Annotated in this window: 13 protein-coding genes; 6 read left to right on the top strand and 7 right to left on the bottom strand. The window is 38.9% G+C overall.

The features are described from left to right. Positions 1-130: 130 nt before the first annotated feature. The 3 genes from GN157_RS07430 to GN157_RS07420 all read right to left on the bottom strand — a co-directional run bounded on the left by GN157_RS07430 (position 131) and on the right by GN157_RS07420 (position 4647). Positions 131-1417 carry a hypothetical protein gene (locus GN157_RS07430; protein ID WP_157482606.1) on the bottom strand — a complete coding sequence of 429 codons (1287 nt, stop codon included), beginning with the start codon at positions 1415-1417 and terminating at the stop codon, positions 131-133. 189 nt (positions 1418-1606) lie between these two features. Continuing rightward, a complete protein-coding gene (locus GN157_RS07425) occupies positions 1607-2938 on the bottom strand; it encodes an APC family permease (RefSeq protein WP_157482604.1) in 1332 nt (443 codons plus the stop codon). A gap of 101 nt (positions 2939-3039) precedes the next feature. After that, a complete protein-coding gene (locus GN157_RS07420; protein WP_157482602.1) occupies positions 3040-4647 on the bottom strand; it encodes a DUF6377 domain-containing protein in 1608 nt (535 codons plus the stop codon). Positions 4648-5071: 424 nt separating this feature from the next. On the opposite strand from GN157_RS07420, the gene GN157_RS07415 reads away from it, so the two are divergent. From GN157_RS07415 to GN157_RS07390, 6 genes are all read left to right on the top strand, one after another. Beyond that, positions 5072-5590, top strand: coding sequence for a DUF5004 domain-containing protein (locus tag GN157_RS07415; RefSeq protein WP_157482600.1), 519 nt, complete (start codon positions 5072-5074; stop codon positions 5588-5590). Positions 5591-5597: 7 nt separating this feature from the next. Next, positions 5598-6674, top strand: a complete 1077-nt coding sequence (locus tag GN157_RS07410) for a hypothetical protein (RefSeq protein WP_157482598.1) — start codon at positions 5598-5600, stop codon at positions 6672-6674. 30 nt (positions 6675-6704) lie between these two features. Beyond that, a complete protein-coding gene (locus tag GN157_RS07405) occupies positions 6705-9635 on the top strand; it encodes a SusC/RagA family TonB-linked outer membrane protein (RefSeq protein ID WP_157482596.1) in 2931 nt (976 codons plus the stop codon). 25 nt (positions 9636-9660) lie between these two features. Next, on the top strand, positions 9661-11163 hold the full coding sequence (locus GN157_RS07400; RefSeq protein ID WP_231749080.1) for a RagB/SusD family nutrient uptake outer membrane protein: 1503 nt from the start codon (positions 9661-9663) through the stop codon (positions 11161-11163). Between the two features lie 91 nt (positions 11164-11254). Continuing rightward, the gene (locus GN157_RS07395) at positions 11255-12508 is read left to right on the top strand and encodes a glycoside hydrolase family 71/99-like protein (RefSeq protein WP_157482594.1); all 1254 of its coding nucleotides are present in this window, start codon (positions 11255-11257) and stop codon (positions 12506-12508) included. Between the two features lie 21 nt (positions 12509-12529). Continuing rightward, positions 12530-14551: a glycoside hydrolase family 97 protein gene (locus tag GN157_RS07390; protein WP_157482592.1), complete on the top strand. Its 2022-nt coding sequence runs from the start codon at positions 12530-12532 to the stop codon at positions 14549-14551. Between the two features lie 53 nt (positions 14552-14604). Here GN157_RS07390 and GN157_RS07385 read toward each other — a convergent pair whose 3' ends face one another. The 4 genes from GN157_RS07385 to GN157_RS07370 form a co-directional block, all read right to left on the bottom strand. After that, positions 14605-15210 carry a 5'-methylthioadenosine/S-adenosylhomocysteine nucleosidase family protein gene (locus GN157_RS07385; protein ID WP_157482591.1) on the bottom strand — a complete coding sequence of 202 codons (606 nt, stop codon included), beginning with the start codon at positions 15208-15210 and terminating at the stop codon, positions 14605-14607. Between the two features lie 58 nt (positions 15211-15268). Beyond that, a complete protein-coding gene (locus GN157_RS07380; protein WP_157482589.1) occupies positions 15269-16207 on the bottom strand; it encodes a Na/Pi cotransporter family protein in 939 nt (312 codons plus the stop codon). A gap of 107 nt (positions 16208-16314) precedes the next feature. Further along, complete coding sequence (locus tag GN157_RS07375) at positions 16315-17079, bottom strand: SDR family NAD(P)-dependent oxidoreductase (protein WP_157482588.1); 765 nt, start codon at positions 17077-17079, stop codon at positions 16315-16317. Between the two features lie 113 nt (positions 17080-17192). Continuing rightward, positions 17193-18131 (bottom strand): helix-turn-helix domain-containing protein, encoded by a 939-nt coding sequence (locus GN157_RS07370; protein ID WP_157482586.1) that lies wholly within the window; start codon positions 18129-18131, stop codon positions 17193-17195. Positions 18132-18276: the final 145 nt, after the last annotated feature.

The following is an 18276-nucleotide window of genomic DNA, read 5'->3' as shown; positions in this document are numbered from 1 at the left end:
GATGACTTTAAATATATCAATTATATTGGTAAGATTTTGATTAAAAAAGAGTTATTCGATTATATACATAAAAAAGCACTTGTGTGAATGCCACATAAGTGCTTTGAAAAACAGATAACAAAACAATCAATTAATCATAATCGCTGTATCGTACTGCAAATACGCAACGGTTGTCCTGTCCGTATTTAGAACTTTCATATTCGGTAAGATTCCACAGGTAACCTGTACTGCTGTCGTAGTATAAATCTTCTGCACCATGTGGCCAGCGGAAACGTGTTCCGGCACCGTCACCACTGTAATGACGTACCAAACGAGCGGTAGAGCCTTCGTAACTGCTGTTTCCTGTAGTGGTTACTAAACTGGTAGAAGCCTGTCCTTTTCTGTAAACCCCCTGTACACGATATACCGGTCCGTTGTTTCCGGTAGCGTTATCCTGTGGTTCAAGTTGCTGTACTGATTGCCCTGTGTTGATTTGTCCGTTTGAGTTAAGCGCAAATCCATAAATTTTAGGAGTCTGATTATCATCCGGAGTAAGGTATTGACCTGTCCATAGTCTTGCCTCACCATTATTACCTGTACCTAAAGAGATACACGAGTACGGATTGGCATTGTCTATGTCATAATAACCAATTTGAGGAAGCACATAAGAATAGTTGAATGCTTTTAGCGTACCGTCTGTCTCACGACCTATACGGCTTTTAGTACTGTCTCCCGAAACTGCAATAAGTTTTCTGATGTCAAACACACGCATGCCCAGTTTGGTGTCTACAACATAAATTTTGTTGTTAGAATAGGCTACACCACCTGCGTGGATAGTAACTGGGCAAAACAGGTCTAACTGATCGTAAGAGTTTGTAGATCTGTACAGGTTGCTGTTGTTCATGTTGTTTTTGTCCTGTACTAAAAGAATATGCCTGTAGGTGATATTATTCATATCGGTAATATCAACAAGTGCAACACGAACACCTTTGTGCTGGTTGTAAACTCCCGAAATAGTACCGGGACCAACACCATACCATGTAGCCAAAAGGAATTTACGACCGCCCCAGTTAAAACCGGTTAGTCCCTGTGGGCGCCATTCTTCTGTATCTTCGTCACCGCTGTTCCATTTGAAACCGGTAACCTGGTTTGCCGACGGAATGTTAAATCCGTAAACGCTGTTGTAACCGCTTTTTGTACCAGAGCGGTTAAGGTTAATGTCGTCTGGTTCTAAGAAGCCATACGATGATAGTGAGTTTACAAAGCTACTTTCGTCTGTGTAACTAATCGGCAGACTAAGAAAGGCCTTTGTTGTCACTTTTGTGGTGTCCTGAGATGTTGCAGCATCTTCAGAAACGGGCTCAAAATCATTTGAGCATGAACAAATCGCTCCAGCCATAAGCAGGGCAGCGAACTGTTTCAAGTAAGTGGTTTTCATTTTTATGGTTTTTAATAATTATTCGGCTTATAAGCAGCAGAACAATTTTCCCATCAGCTCCCGCACTTCATGAAAATGTTATTGCCTGTAAAAATTCAAATAAAAGTAAAATATCCCATAAAATATTGATTCGTTTATTATTAAAATATTAATAATGAAACATAAAATTTTGAGATAAATAACGGATGTTTAATTTTCTGCGTTTTTGTGTTGTATTTTTTTCTGATGCCTTTTGGAGTAAAACCATGCTCCGGCTGTAAGCAACAGGTAAAGCACTACAATGGCAGCCATTTGTTCCCATTTGTTTTTAAGTTCGTAGTATAAAATAAGGATGCTGCCCAAAGAGAGTCCGGCAATGGCTAACACGGTAATAACCGCCGATGATTTTGTTTTGTCTTTTATTTTATAATTGGCAATAGCCATTAATAATGACACCAGTAAAAAGGTAACGCTACCAAACTCCAGTATAAGTTCCAGTCCGCCAATAAGGATTAATACACCAGCAAAAGCTGCCATAAAAAGGGTAGCATTTTTAGGAATTTGGTTTGTTCTTTTGGTTAGTATATCCGGGAAATAACCATCATCTGCAATGGCTGCCAACTGTCTTGATGCTCCAAATACGGTCCCGCTAATGGCGCTGCTGGTTGCTAGTAAAGCCCCTGCTATAACTATGGTACTGCCTAGTTTACCCAATACTTCACCCGCGCCCGATGCCAAGGCGTATTCTTTGTTCTCAATAATTTTTTCGGCAGGTATGGCAAATAATGCCCCCATAGATATTACCACATATATCAGTACAGCCAGTACTATGGCACTGTATATGGCTCTCGGGATATTTTTATCGGGGTCTTTCATTTCGTTTACGGCATTAATAACGAGCTGAAATCCTTCAAAAGCAACAAAGGTGACCGATGATACGATAAGGATATTCATGATACTGGATCTTTCGGCATCCACAGTCATCGTCTCCATAAATTTGGCAAAGCTGGTATCTCCGTTTTGCATAAGTACCACCGATATTATGGTAAGTAAAACCAGTTTGGTATATACCATTATATCTTCAATTTTCCCCATACCGTTTACACTCCAAAGGTTAATGGTGGTAAACAGGCCTATAATTCCAAGTGCGATGGCTTTACGAATCCACATGTTGTCTGAAAAATCAGTACTACTAATGGCATAAGAAGAGAAGGTATAGGCATAGAGCGCGAGTGTACTTATGTACCCGAATATTACATACCAGCCTATAACAGAAGCCAGGAAAGGTGTTTTGGGATAGGTTTTTTTGTAAAAGGCATAGGTTGCACCTTCATCTTTATAATATACACCGAGTTTTACATAAGAGTAAGCAGCGAGCGAAGCTATAATACCGCCCACTATAATGGCAATAGGGGTGACGTTTCCTATTATTGCTACAGATATTCCTAATATGGTGAATATACCACCGCCTACCATTCCTCCCAAAGCAATGGCAATAAGTTCTGCCAGTCCCAGGTTTTTAGTTTTTGATTGTAGTCCCATGTAAGGTAATTTGAGGTAAGTGTAACAAAGTTACCCATTTGTAGGAAAAGCAAACATTAATTTTAGCTTAAATACTGCTAAAAAAGTATAAAGTGATACGACTATATGGTTTTTATAGCCATAATTTTTTCCTCAAAGGTTTCCTTACAATGTGATTTACTCTTAATACGGGTTTTGTAAGTGTAAACGGTTGATACCGATAGTTCGAGGAAATCGGCTATCTGGTTACTATCCTGTATACCCAGTCTGTAAAGGGCAAATAAGCGCATTTCGGTATTTAAAAGTTCCCCTTTCTTGATAACGGTTTTATGGTTATCGGGGAAAAGTGTATTAAAGTCCTCAATAAAAGAAGGGAACAGTTTCAGGAAAATCTCATCAAACTGATGGAACAGGTTTTCCCTTTCCTTTTTTACATTATAGCGTTTAAGGCTGGTAATAACCTCGTCGGTTTTTTTGGAAATTATTTTCTGTATGGTACTTTTTTGTAAGTGATCAATCTTATTTATAAAGTCAGAGGTAGCCTTTATAAAGTAAGCAATATACTCTTCCTTAATGATATTAGCTTCGCTAAGACTGTTGTTCATTTCCTGTAGTTTAGCATACGATTCTGCCATTGCCTTTCGTGAAGCATTTCGTTCCTTAAGCTGCCTGAAGATAATAACCAGGAAAATAATAATAATGACCGATAATATAGCGAGTAGTATCACCACGGCTTCCAGTATATCGTTCTTATCTTTAATCTTATTAAGCTGAGCTTTTTCTATAATAGGTAGTATGGTTGATATTTCAATTTTACGGTGGCGGGCATCATAAAATGTAGCATCGTCCATTGCCAGGTTAATATACCTGTTGGCTTTTTCAAGGTCGCCGCTTTTAAATAATTCGTTAGCCAGATTACGCAGAGCAACGGTTTCCTTAGTTGCATTCTTTACATCGGCAATAGCGGCGAGGCACAGGTAATGGATTCCTTTTTCCTTTAAACCCTGTTCAGAATAGATATAGCCGAGGCTTGATGTGGCAATACCATAATATTCTGTAGGGAGTTTGTAATTGTTAATCCAGTAGCTAAAGGCAAATTCGGCACCTTTGCGATCCTGTTGTTTCATGCGCTTCAGGCTAATGGCTGCCCAGTACTCATTAGTATTGGTGTCTACAATCATTATGGCCTGCTCAATATACTTTGTGCCTTTTTGTATGTAATTGATGTTATAACGGGGGTCGCGGGTATAATCGGCAAGGTCATAATAAGCACGTGCCTTTACCGAAAAATATTCATAACGGGTTTTTATATCCAGTCGGTCTTCATTTTTAATACTGCAAAGCGTATCAATAGCCTCTTTAAACAATCCGGAAGATAGTAATACAAAACCTTCCTTTATTTTGGCTTTGGCAAGCAGTTCAGAATCTTTTAAATGAAAAGCCATGTCCTTTGCCTGCTCGATATAATAATAGGCAGAATCATATTTAAACGATTTGTATTCGTCAAAAAGAGACATATAGGTGTTGTACAAAGCTTTTTTGTCATCGCTAAGTTTAAACTTTTCTATATGTACTTTCAGTTCGCCTATGGCTGCATACTTCTTTTTTACATACTGCTCCTTATTGGCAAGAGCTTTATCCAATTCCTGTAATACGGGGTCGGTCTCTTTTGGTGTACTAAACAAAGAGAAACAGGTAAAAAGTAAGAGAAAGGTGATGTGTTTTTTCATTGCTGCCGTAATAGCGCATAACAAGGTGTTATAACCTCATCATTACCTCGCGCAGTTGTTAATCAAGGTAAAATTTAATGATTTTTTTAACAGATTGTTTTGGAAGGGTAAAAGTACGGTAAAAATTTTCAACTCAATAAAAAAATCATTTAATATATAAACAATTAGGAAAAATATACTTATTAAATTTTGATATTCTTATTAATTTGATTTTTTACCTGCTTGAAATTGTCTAAACATCTACTTGATTTTTTAAGTATTGATAATTTATTAATTTATTGTATATCAGTTTTTTATTTTAAAAAATGACCTTGATTTATCTTGATTTTTGTTGAATGTTTTTTTTAAGAGTTTTTTAAGGACTAGTTTCGTCATATCCTTTTTGTGGGGAGTAACTAAATTACCTAACAAAACAACAACATTTATGAGAAGCAAAATTATTTATGGGTTAGCTATCATGGGGCTTATTGCGGTAGGCTGTAATGATCCTGATGATGGTAGTTATGTAGATCCTGTTACCATTTATGAGAAAATGGATGGCGACTGGGGTTTAATGAGTTTAAAGATGGTAGATGAATATGCTAAGGCAAACGCTATCGAACCGTCTGAACAGAACATGGGAGCTTATTTTAATTATGAAGATTTTAAAATAAGGTTTAGTGTTGACGATAAAATGGAACCTACTACTTATGAAGTAATGGGTGATGTGCCTCCTTTATTTCCGGCAAACGGATATTGGAAATTAAGTTCTGCTTTCCAACAACCAAACGGCGAAGCAGTAAAGATCTATTTATATAGTGATGCTCAAAAAACATTAATGACCGATGAACTTAGACTGGTAGCCGTACCTGGTAGCAATGAACAGATGGAGCTTCAGTTAGTAAGGAAGTCAGAAGGCATTGCGTTTGTGTCTTATTCGTTTAAGTTAAATGCAGTTAATTAACGACAACATGAAAAAAATTATACAATTTATAGTATTAGCTTTTGTTTTACTGCCGGGCGTTGCCAAGGCACAGGAGGCAGCAGGGTCTATAAACGATATGTGGTCGTTCCCTGTAGTATATGCTTACGACGAAGAAGTGACTTGGTTTTTTGACCTTTCCACTACAACGTTTGCGGCAGAATCGGATGTTTATTTATGGATTTGGTCTCCGTCTGAACCGGATGCAGGAAACTGGGAAAACTCTTCAGAGTTTGCAAAACTTACATATGAAGGGGATATGATATGGAGCTTTACGCTTACTCCTACAGAGTACTTTAATATGTCGTCGGAAGATATTGCGGCTAGTGCCGGATTTTGGTTCAGGTTAAAAGATCTTACAGGTGCATTACAGTCTGAAGTACATAGCATTGCGTATACTGATTATTCATCTTTTGCCGGTTCGGGGGAGTTATGGAGATCATACCCGTCGTCTCCGCTTATTGATGAAGGTGTAAGTATTCTTTTCAATGCCAATCTGGCCGAAGGTTTTGAAGATGCTACAAGTATACATTTCCACAGCGGACTTAACTTTTGGGATATAGCTGTTGAATATCAGTCATGGGTTCCTGAAGTGGTTGAGAAAACCCAGTTAAAAAACATGGGTGGAGGTATCTATAAAATGGACCTTATACCACAGGAATATTATGAGGCTCCCGACGGATATGTAATGGAAAACATTGCTTTCCTTTTTGTTAAGGATGACTGGGCTGCAACAAGCGGAGATCAGGTGCTTTATGCAGGTGAGTTTATTCCACCACCACCACCGGTATTTACATTCTTCCCTCAACAAATTAGCAAAAAAGACTTTTTAGGGATAATAAGAACAAACAACGAACCGGGGATTAATACCCTTATCTATACAGTTACTGCAGGTACGGTAGAGGTTACGGGCGAAATTACAGGTGGTGTAAGTGAGATTAAAGGATTTGTAAATCTGGTGTCTGCACTGCAAAATGTAGATGTAACCGAAATACATGTACTGGTTAAGGATAATACTGACAGAACAATTTCAGACACTACCATCCCGCTTAAGCAGCTGGACTAATAAACCACAATCAACTTAAAAAACCATTCGATGAATAGTAAAAATACTAAAGCAGGCCTGCACAAGGTGTGGGCTAATAAATCGCTGGTACTCACATTTGTCATGCTTTTTCTTTCGGTTGCTGCATTTGCACAGGGTAAAAAGCAGGTATCTGGTACCATTAACGACAATACCGGTATGGGTATGCCGGGGGTGTCGGTAATTGAGGTAGGTACAACAAACAGTGTGGCTACCGATATTGACGGAAAATTTGTTATTACAGCTACTGTGGGCAGTACGCTGGAAATATCTTTTATAGGTTATGAAACACAAAGCGTAACCGTAGATGAAAACACATCAAACATTGAGCTTACTTTACAGGAAGGCGCATTGATGCTTGATGCTGTAGAACTGGTTTCTGTAGGTTATGGTACCATGAGAAAACAGGATTTAACAGGAGCTATATCAACAGTAGGAGAAAAAGACCTTGTAAAAGGTAACGTTACTTCTACCGAGCGTGTGCTGCAGGGTAAAGTTGCCGGTTTAGCAGTTGTTCAGGATACGGGTGATCCAAGTAGTGGGTCGTCACTTCGTTTAAGAGGTGGTACTTCGCTAACGGCAAGTAACAGTCCGCTTATCGTGGTAGACGGAGTAGCTGGTGTAGATATTAACGTTGTACAACCTTCAGATATCAAATCGATAGATGTACTTAAAGATGCTTCGGCTACAGCTATCTATGGTTCAAGAGGAGCTAACGGTGTTATTATCATTACAACAAAAAGCGGTAAAAAAGGACTTTCTGTAGTATATAACGGTTTTACCAGTGTTGGTAAAGCATCAAATAATTTAGACCTTCTTTCTGCAAACCAGTGGAGAGCCTATGTTCGTGATAACAACCTAATGGACGCTGTTGATTATGGCGGAGATACGAACTGGCAAAAAGAAATTCAGCAAACTGCTTATTCACAAAACCACAGCCTTAGTATTAATTCGGGTTCTGAAGATGGCGGACTTCGTGCATCGCTTCAGTACTTTGATAACGAGGGTATCATTAAGCGTTCGGGAATGGAGCGTTTAAGCGGTAATATTAGTGTTTATCAGTATGCTTTAGATAAAGCTATTAAATTTGATATGGGCTTAATGGCTAATATTGACAAATGGCATCCGGTAGATTACAGAATTTTTGAGCGTTCGTTTAATCTTAATCCTACAATTCCTGTTTATGATGAAAACGGTGATTTTACATCTGTAGGAGGAACATTATACGAAAACCCTGTTGAGATACTTACTAACCGTACTGCTGATAGTAAAAGACACAGGTTACTTGGTTACTTTAAAACAGAAGTAAACCTGTTTAATGACTTTAAAGCGGTTGTGAATACTTCGTTAGAACACAATGCTCTTAATGCCGATCAGTACAAACCATCTTATGCTGTACTTGAAGGCAGAACCGAAAACGGTTACGGACAAAAAACATATGGTGAGTACACTACAGCACAGATTGAAGCGTACCTTAACTATAACAAAATGTTTGGTAAGCACAGTGTAAACGGTATGCTGGGTTACTCTTACCTTGAAAATGTATACGAAGGTTTTGGAGCACAGCGTAGCGGTTTTGAAACAGATTTATTTGGTTATAACAATCTTGGAGCAGGTTACAACTACCGTTTAGGTGATGTTTACTCTTACAAAGGGAAATCAAACCTGGTTTCTTTCTTCGGTAGGGCAAACTATTCTTACGATGGTAAGTATATGGCAACAGCAACTGTAAGACGAGATGGTTCAAGTCGTTTTGGTGCAAACAACAAATGGGGGGTATTCCCTTCTGCATCGGTAGCGTGGAGAATCTCTGACGAGAACTTTATGGACTGGTCTAACGACTGGTTAGGAAACCTTAAAATAAGAGCAGGTTATGGTGTTACCGGTAACCAGGATGGTATTGGAGAGTACAAATCGCTTTCAATATTAGGAGTGGGGCAGGATAGCTACTACAACCCGGCTACAGATTCATGGAGCCTTGCTTATTCGCCAACACAAAACCCTAACCCTGATCTTAAATGGGAGGAAACTCAACAGCTTAACTTAGGTTTAGACTTTACTTTATTTAACAGAATATCAGGTTCGTTTGAGTATTACTCAAAAACAACTAAAGATTTATTATACACTTATCAGGTACCTCAGCCACCTTACTTAGTGGGTACTATGCTTGCAAACGTAGGTGAACTTTCTAACAAAGGGGTAGAGCTTACATTAAGTGCCGATATTATTAACAACGATAAGTTTACATGGAGTGTAAATACTAACTTCTCTCATAACAAACAGATGATTGAGAAATTATCTAACCAAACGTATGATACAGATGTAATTTACAGTGGTTCACTTCACGGACTTTCGGGTATGTCTAACCAGTTCTCTCAAATCATTGCCGAAGGTTATCCTGTAGGAACGTTTTGGGGTAAAGAGTTTTTAGGTTTTGATGAGAACGGAGAGTTTATTTTAAGCGAGGAAGATAAAGCTATTGGTGATGTTCAGCCGGATCTTATTATGGGTCTAAGCATGAACTTTACATACGATAAGTTTGACTTTGGGTTTACCAGTTACGGTATGTTTGGTCAGGAAGTACTTAATGCAACAAACATGATGCTTTATACATCAAACAGATTACCGGCATACAACGTGCCTGATGACTTTATCGGTTCGGGGATCAACTCGGCGCCAACATTCTCAAGCTACTGGATAGAGAAAGCATCTTTCTTCAGGCTTCAAACGGTAACGCTTGGTTATACTTTTCCGTTTAAGGACAACGGTTCTAAGCTTAGAATATATGTGTTAGGTGAAAACCTTGCAGTATTTACAAATTACGATGGTACAGACCCAGAGGTTAACCTTACAGGTCTTGATAATCCGGGTATGGACAGGTTTAATAACTTTCCAAGGCCAAGAACTTTCTCTGTAGGTCTAAACTTCACCCTGTCTAAATAAGTGATTTGATAATCCTAAAATTAAAATGATGAAAACCAAAATAACAGCATTATTCTTAACGTCTCTTTTTGCACTGTCGTGTACAGATCTTGATGAAGATTTGTATGACAGAGTTAAAGACGACAACTTTGGTAATACACCAAGTGAAGTGGAAGCTCTTGTGGGTGGGGCTTACTCATCCCTTAGAGGGTTTAGCGACGGAATCTCAAATTCATTTCCGGGTAGCGAATATGTATTCTTTTTAAACGCAGTAACTTCAGACGAGACTGTTATCCCTACAAGGGGTACCGACTGGTTTGACGGCGGGCAGTGGCAAAGGGCACAAACCCATACATGGCTAGCCAGCGACGGTATGATACTTTCGGCATGGCGCTACTGTTATGCAGGTATTGCTAAAGTAAACTCTATTATTTACCAGATAGACAAATCAGGACTTACCGATGAGGCTAAGGCTCCTATATATGCAGAGCTTAGATCGGTTCGTGCTTATTACTACTACATGTTGTTAGATATGTTTGGTAATGTGCCAATCGTAACAGATTTTGAAGATCAGGGACTACCGTCTAACTCAACACGTCAGGAAGTATATGACTTCGTGGAAACTGAGTTACTGGAGTCGTTACCTTACCTGAAATCAGAAATAGTATACTCTAAGTTTACTAAAAATGTAGCTTACGCTTTACTGGCAAGATTATATCTTAATTCAGAAGCGTTTATTGGTCAGGCCCGTTGGCAGGATTGTATCGATATGTGTCAAAATGTATCGGGCTATTCACTAACGGTAGATTACTTTGCCAACTTCGCTACAGAGAACCAAACATCAGGAGAGATAATCCTTTCTATACCTTATGATAATGCAGCAGGAACAGTAGGTAATTATATGTCTTCAATGAGCTGTCATTATCTTCACAGGTTTACTATTTCGCCAACAGGAGATTATCCTTGGAGTGCTAATGGTATGGCTGCAGAACCGGGTGTTTTCTCGAGCTTTGAAGAAGGTGATGTGAGAAGAAACGCAATGGTGGAAGGTGAGCAAATTAACCTTGCAACAGGTTCGGTTATTATTATGGATAGTGGTGAACCGCTTATCTATACTGAAGAGATTCCTGACTTTACCAATTCTGCACAAAATGTAGGGGTGCGTTTAGGAAAATATGAAATGAAACCGGGAGAACAATGGGAAAGAGATCACGATCTTGTTGTTATCCGTTATGCTGAGATACTGATGATGCAGGCAGAGTGTTATGTTCGTTTAGGTTCGCCTGGGCAGGCACTTCCGTTTGTAGAGCAGGTAAGAATGCGTGCAGGACTTGAAACTCCTGATACGATAGATTTAGACTTCATTGATCAGGAACTTCGCAGGGAATTCCTATTTGAGGGAAGAAGAAGGACAGATAATATCAGGTTTGGTACATTCTTCCAGCCTGGTTGGGAATTAGGTACAACAGAACCTTTCAGAGCCATCTTCCCTATACCGGAAACCGTATTGTCTACCAATACGAATTTACAACAAAACCCGGGTTATTAAGAAGTTAGTAGTAGTGCCGGTCTTCCATGTTTGGGTTAGTTCATGGCAGGCCGGCATATTTTACTTTACTGAAGCTTATATTTTTTAAATAATGAACAGATATTTTACACTATTATTAAGCGGTGTTATTGCTATAGCCATTAGCTGCAACAGTTGCAGTAAAGATGATAGCGGTACTGAAAACGTGGGGGGAAGTCAGGAGGAAACATTTGATCCTGTTGCTGTAACCAAAACAAACAGTACCGAAATCTATATGCATTACATGCCGTGGTTTGAAACTAAAGAAAGCAGTGGTAACAACCAGTGGGGCTATCACTGGACCATGACAAATAAAAATCCTGATAACGTTAATGCTAACGGGCAAAGAGAAATTGCTTCACATTATTACCCTTTAATAGGGCCATATCATTCGGGTGACCGTGATGTTATTGAGAACCATTTACTGCTGATGAAGTATTCAGGAGTAGATGGTATTTTGATTGACTGGTACGGCACCTATGATATTAATGACTTTAAGGCTTTAAAGGAAAACTCAGAGCAGTTAATTGATATGCTGGATGAGGTAGGTTTAAAATTTGCCATAGTATATGAAGACAGGTTTTTAAATGATATTGTACAGGCAGGGCTGGCTCCTACAGTTACCGGTGCAGCAAAAACCGATTTAGGTTATATGCAAAGCAATTACTTTAATACTGATGAATATATTAAAGTAAACAACAAACCATTGTTGCTAAACTTCGGGCCTATTGTGATGCAGACTCCAGAGGAATGGACTGCCGCTTTTAGTAATCTTAGTACCAAACCAACTTTTCTTACCTTATGGAATGAATCAAACGAGGCGGGTGAAAATGCTTCGGGCGAATACTCATGGATTTATGAGAATAATGCCAATCTTAATAATTTCTATGTAAATAATCTGCCTAACCTTGATGTGGCAATGGGTAGCGCTTATCCGGGGTTTCATGATTACTATGCCGAAGGCGGTACATCTACCGTTATTGGCTGGACAATAGATCATAACAACGGGGCAACGCTCGACGAAACTCTTAGCATGGCACAAAATGCAAACCTTGATTACCTGCAACTGGTAACCTGGAACGACTTTGGCGAAGGGACCATGTTTGAGCCTACAGCAGAGTTTGGTTACAGCTACATACAAAAAGTAAAAACATTTGCCGGAGTGCAAAACACCGGAGATGTATTTAATGAGATAAGTAAACTTTACGATTTAAGAAAAGAGTATAAAGGCAATACTGAAATTCAGAAAAAGCTTGATAAGGCATTCAATTATTTTGTTTCAATGCAAGCAGATAAAGCGATAGAGCTACTAAACGAAATTCAATAACAATTGTAATTAATGCAAATAATGAAAAATAAATTATTCAGGTTGTGCCTTACGGCTTTTGCTTCGGTAATGGTATTATCATGTGGTACCGAAGAGAAAGTATATACAATATCTTCTCCGGGGAACACAAACGAACTGGTGTTTAAGCTAACAGAAAAAGGTGAGCCACAATACAGTTTTTCCTCAAACGGAAAAACGGTTATAGAACCTTCGTTAATGGGGTTTGAATTTCAGGAAGCCAATAAAATGACTGATGGTTTTGAAGTGGTGAACACCGAAGAGAAATCGGTTGATGAAAATTGGGATCAACCTTGGGGAGAGTTTAAAACCGTAAGGGATAACCACAAAGAATTAGTAGTTCACTTAAAGGAATCTAAAGGTGATGGTCGTTTAATGGATATCATTTTCAGGGTATTTGACGACGGACTTGGTTTTAGATATTATTTCCCGGAACAGCCTAATATGGGTGAGGTGAAAATAGCCGATGAGGTTACACAGTTTACCTTCCCTTTTGATAACGATGTATGGTGGATGCCTGTGCATAGTGAGAACAGCTACTATGAAAGCTTTTACCGCAAAACACCAATAAGTAAAACCGATACCATTAATACTCCGGCGACTTTTGAAACAAAAGACAGTCTGTTTGTTGCAATACATGAAGCAAATTTAACCGACTTTGCTTCTATGACACTGCTTAAAACTAATGGTAATAGTTACAAAAGTGATTTAGTGCCGTGGGCAGATGGGGTTAAGGTATATGCAAAAACACCTTTCCAAACGCCTTGGAGAACTGTTATGGTAGGAACAAAAGCCGGAGATCTTGCCATGTCTACATTAACGTTAAACCTTAACGAACCATGTAAGATTGAAGATACATCGTGGATTACCCCAATGAAATATGTGGGCATATGGTGGGGTATGCACCTTGATAAATACACTTGGGGACAGGGAGAAATACATGGTGCGACTACCGAGAATACCAAAAAGTACATCGACTTTGCTGCTGCAAATGGCTTTGATGGTGTTTTAGTAGAAGGATGGAATGAAGGATGGGACGGCGACTGGACAGCCGACGGTACTGCCTTTAGCTTTGTAAAGCCTTATCCTGATTTTGATTTGGAAGAAATAACAAGATATGCTGCTGCAAAAAATGTACGTCTTATAGGGCATCATGAAACTGCAGGTGCAGCAAGTCACTATGAAAGCCAGCTGGAAGATGCATACAGCCTTTACAATAAGGTTGGTGTTAATTCGGTAAAAACAGGATATGTAAACAAGTATCTTGATAAAAAGGAATGGCATGACAGTCAGTTTGGTGTGCGTCACTACAGAAAAGTGATAGAAACAGCCGCCAAACATCATATCATGATTGATAACCACGAACCGGTAAAGGGAACAGGACTTTGGCGTACGTATCCTAACCTTATGGCTCAGGAAGGAGCAAGAGGGCAGGAATATAACGCATGGTCGGCAGACGGAGGTAATACTCCCGAGCATACTACCATTATGCCGTTTACAAGAATGCTTGCAGGTCCGTTTGACTTTACTCCGGGTAACTTTAACTTTGATTACGAAACGCCAAATAAAGCGATGGTGCAAACTACGGTTGCAAAGCAGCTTGCTTTGTATGTGGTAATATTCAGTCCGCTACAAATGGCTTCTGATTTGCCTGAAAATTATGAGGGTAGGGCAGAGTTCCAGTTTATTAAAGATGTTCCGTGCAATTGGGAAGAGAGTAAAGTGCTTGACTCTAAAATAGGGGAATATGTAACTATTGCCCGTAAGGATCGCAATAGTGAAGAATGGTTTTTAGGTTCTATAACTAACAGCGATGCACGTAAAATAGCAGTTCCGTTAAACTTCCTGAAACAGGGAGTGCCGTATAAGGCAGAAATATACAGAGATGGTGAAGGTGCTGATTATAAAGAAAACCCTTATCCGGTAAGTATAGATGTAATGACGGTTAACAGTACTTCTGTTCTTGACCTGAATTTAGCTCCGGGTGGAGGTACAGCTGTTCGATTCATACCAATCACCAATTAGAGAATTGTATTTGTGATTTTGTTTAAAGAAAACGGGGCTATAAGCCCCGTTTTTTATTCTGTAATGATATTGTTTAGTGTAAGCTTTAGTGCTTTGGCAGCATTTTTTACCATTTCGGGCCAGTCAACCGCAGCGGTATCATCGGCTCCGTCTGAAATGTATTTCAGACATAAAAACGGAATGTTTTCCTGTTTGGCTATAAGTGCTAACGGGTAGGCTTCCATGTCTATTACATTATAATCTTCGGTGTTATGATCCATTACAAAGCTGTCTCCAGTGCCACATATCCCGTGAGGTAGGGTTTCTATTTTAATACCGTATTCCAATACAGGTAGATGTGCTGAGAAAGGCGTTTGGTACTTTTCAAAACCCAGTGCAGTTACATCCATGTCACGCTGTACAAAATTAGTACAACAAACTACATCGCCCCTTTTATGTGAAGTGCTCCCTGCCGAACCCAGATTTATTATGATAGAAGGCTTACTGTCGTGTATGCTCTTCATTAGGTTATACATGGCGTTTATTTTACCTATACCTACAAAAAGGGTGTTTACGTCTTTAAACTCATGAGTAGCTTCTGATTCCAAAGCAAAAACATATAAAGGTTTTTGTAATAACTCTGATGTAGAGGGTAATGTATTGTGGGTAGTAACAGACATGATTCTTGATAATTTCTGCAAATTTAGCTTAAATATTCAAAACCATAGTTATGTAGGGCTAGGGTAACATTTCTCCTTTAGGTTTAAACAATGATGCAAACTGATGGCAAACCGGCAGTAATACAATAGCGATAATTAAATTGAATATTAAATGTGCCAGTGCTGCCTGATAGGTAATGTTTGATGATATGCTTAATATGAGGTTTTCAAACAGTTTGTAAAACGGTAAATATATTACTACGCCAATAGCATTAAAAGCAAGATTAGCCAATGCCGTTTGCTTAGCTACTTTTCCAAGTTTTAATGATGCTATAAAGGCTGTGGTTGTAGTCCCTATGTTAGAACCTACAATGATACCTATAGCACTGTCCAGTCCTAAAATATTCTGGGAACATAATATTATAGTTAAACCAACGGTAACCGAACTTGACTGGCAAATAGCTGTAATGAGAATACCGTACAATATTCCTATGAATGGATTTGAAGCGTAGCCGAGAAAATTTACCAAATCAGGACTGTCTTTAATAGGGGTGAGGTTCATGCTTATTAACTCAAGGCTAAAAAGTATCAGTCCCATGTAAAATACGGGTTTTGAATACAGTTTTATCCTTTCGGGGAAATATCCCATTACAAAACCTAAGGCAAGCAGTATAATTCCCAGAGCTTCCATTTGGAAGGAAACCAGCCATGCTGTAACTGTAGTACCTAAGTTACTCCCCAAAAGTATAGGCAGGGAACTCTCAAAAAGTAATACCCCCGAATCTACAAACGAAACCACTATGGAAATTACCGCACTGCTTGACTGTATAAGTGCTGTGGCTACAAACCCCAGTAAAAAGGCTTTTATTTTGGAATGGGACAAACTGGTTAGCAGTGACTTTATTTTAGAATCGGCTTCACTTTTTAAAGTATCCGAAAAGCCTTCAAGACTATGGGTAAATAACCCAATTGCAGCAATAATCGATATAAGTATTTTTAGCCAGTTTAGTTCTTCCATGTTTGGATTGGTTGGTTAATAGGAGTGATGTATTTAAAGATAGAAAATTTTTATAAACAAAAAGCCGGACGTTTGTCCGGCTCTTTCTAAAATAAAGAAATTATGTTTTACAGCATCATACCGCCCGATACTTCTATACGCTGTCCGTTTATCCAACGAGCCTCATCGGTACATAAAAAGGCAACTACTCCGCCAATATCATCCGGTAAGCCTACACGGCCTAAAGCAGTAACAGAAGCTACCTGGTTGTTCACCTCTTTGTTGTCTCTTACATGACCACCGCCAAAGTCGGTCTCAATAGCGCCCGGAGCTACAATGTTAGCAGCAATTTTACGCGGACCTAACTCTTTAGCAAGGTATCTTGTAAGTACTTCGATAGCACCTTTCATAGATCCATAGGCAGACGATCCGTTAAAAGAGAAACGAGCCAGTCCTGAAGATATGTTTATAATGCGTCCGCCCTCATTCATAAAAGGGAGTGCCTTTTGTGTAAGGAAAAACACTCCTTTGTAGTGAATGTTGAATACCTCATCTACCTGCTCTTCGGTAGTATCTTCAAAGTTGGAATATAATGCTGTACCTGCATTGTTTATAAGAAAATCGAAGTTGGGGCTTCCGGTGTTTTCCTCAAGATGCTGGGTAGCTTCTTTAATAAAGCCTTCAAAAGATGATACATTGGCAGTGTTTAACTGGTAAGCAATAGCTTTTTGTCCCAATGATTTGATTTCTGCAACTACTTCATCAGCTTTTTCCTTATTGCTGTTATAGGTAAATATTACATCAATTCCTTTTTGTGCAAGGCTAATTGCCATGTTTCTGCCTAAGCCACGGCTACCACCCGTAACTATAGCTATTTTGGTTCTTGTTTCCATATTAATAAAAATCAATTTTTAGTTGTTATTATTTTATGGTACAAAGTTCCGTCAAAAAGCCACGGTACGGTTTGCAAACATCAATCGGTTATTTGTAAAATTCAAATATAGGGTTATGATCTAAAGGTAAGCGGAGCCAGCGAGGTTTGTTTTTTAAAGAAGTTAGAGAAATGAGCTACCTCTTCAAAGCCCAGGCTATCGGCAATTTCAGATACGTTCCAGTCGGTTTGTTTTAATAGGATCTTTGCTTCCTGTAAAATACGTCCGGTTATAATATCGGTAGTAGTTTTTCCTGTACTTTCCTTTAGCACCTTGTTGAGGTGGTTTACGTGTATGGCAAGCCGTTCGGCGTACTCTTTTGCTGTACGTAACTGTAGTTTTTGGGTAGGCGACTCTATAGGGAACTGGCGTTCCAAAAGCTCTATGAAAAGAGATATGATACGTGTTGATGCATTTTGCTCTGACCGAAGGGTAGAGGCAGGCTGTAGTTTTTGCCCGTAATGAATAAGCTCTGTAAGGTAGTTGCGTAACAGGTCGTACTTGAATTCGTAATCAGAATTGATTTCTTTTTGCATCTTCCTGAAAACGAGTTCTATTTCATCTGCTATTGCATCATCTATTTCAAAAACAGGATACCCACCCGATTGGAATATTGGCAGATCATCTATTACCAGTCCGCTTTTATTTTTGATTAGGAACTCATGGGTGAAAACACAAAATAATCCTCCCTGGTTTTCGTCTAACGGATACCAGTGGTAAGGCACTTTTGGTGTGGCAAACAGCAGGGCATTTTTCTCAACGTTTATTACCTTATCGGCATACTCGGCGCGGTTTTTTCCTCTAATCAAGCTTATTTTGTAATAGGCTCTCCTGTTGTAGGGCATTACATTTTTTTGCTTTACCTGTTTTATGGTTTCCGAAATGTCAAACACATTAAAATGCCCTACCTCTTTACTTATACCCGGAGGTAAAAGAGTATCTAAATCCTTGCCTGTAAAGTTTACGGCTTCTTTATAGAATTCTTCGAGCGATGTGTTTTTAATGTTTTTCATAACTACCGTTGTTTGCAAAATTCAAAGGTAGTAAATGTTTTGTAGATATGTTTTAATAAAAAAGACCTCCTGAGTAAGGGAGGTCTTTTTAACTGTATTAGTTGAGTATTTTTTCTAAATGTTGCCTTACTTCTTCGGCTGTTGG

It is taken from the genome of Flavobacterium rakeshii (assembly GCF_009741375.1).
In the GTDB taxonomy this organism is placed as follows: Bacteria; Bacteroidota; Bacteroidia; order Flavobacteriales; family Flavobacteriaceae; genus Flavobacterium; species Flavobacterium rakeshii.
The sequence above is the reverse complement of the archived record's forward strand: the minus strand, read 5'-3'. Positions and strand labels throughout refer to the sequence as shown.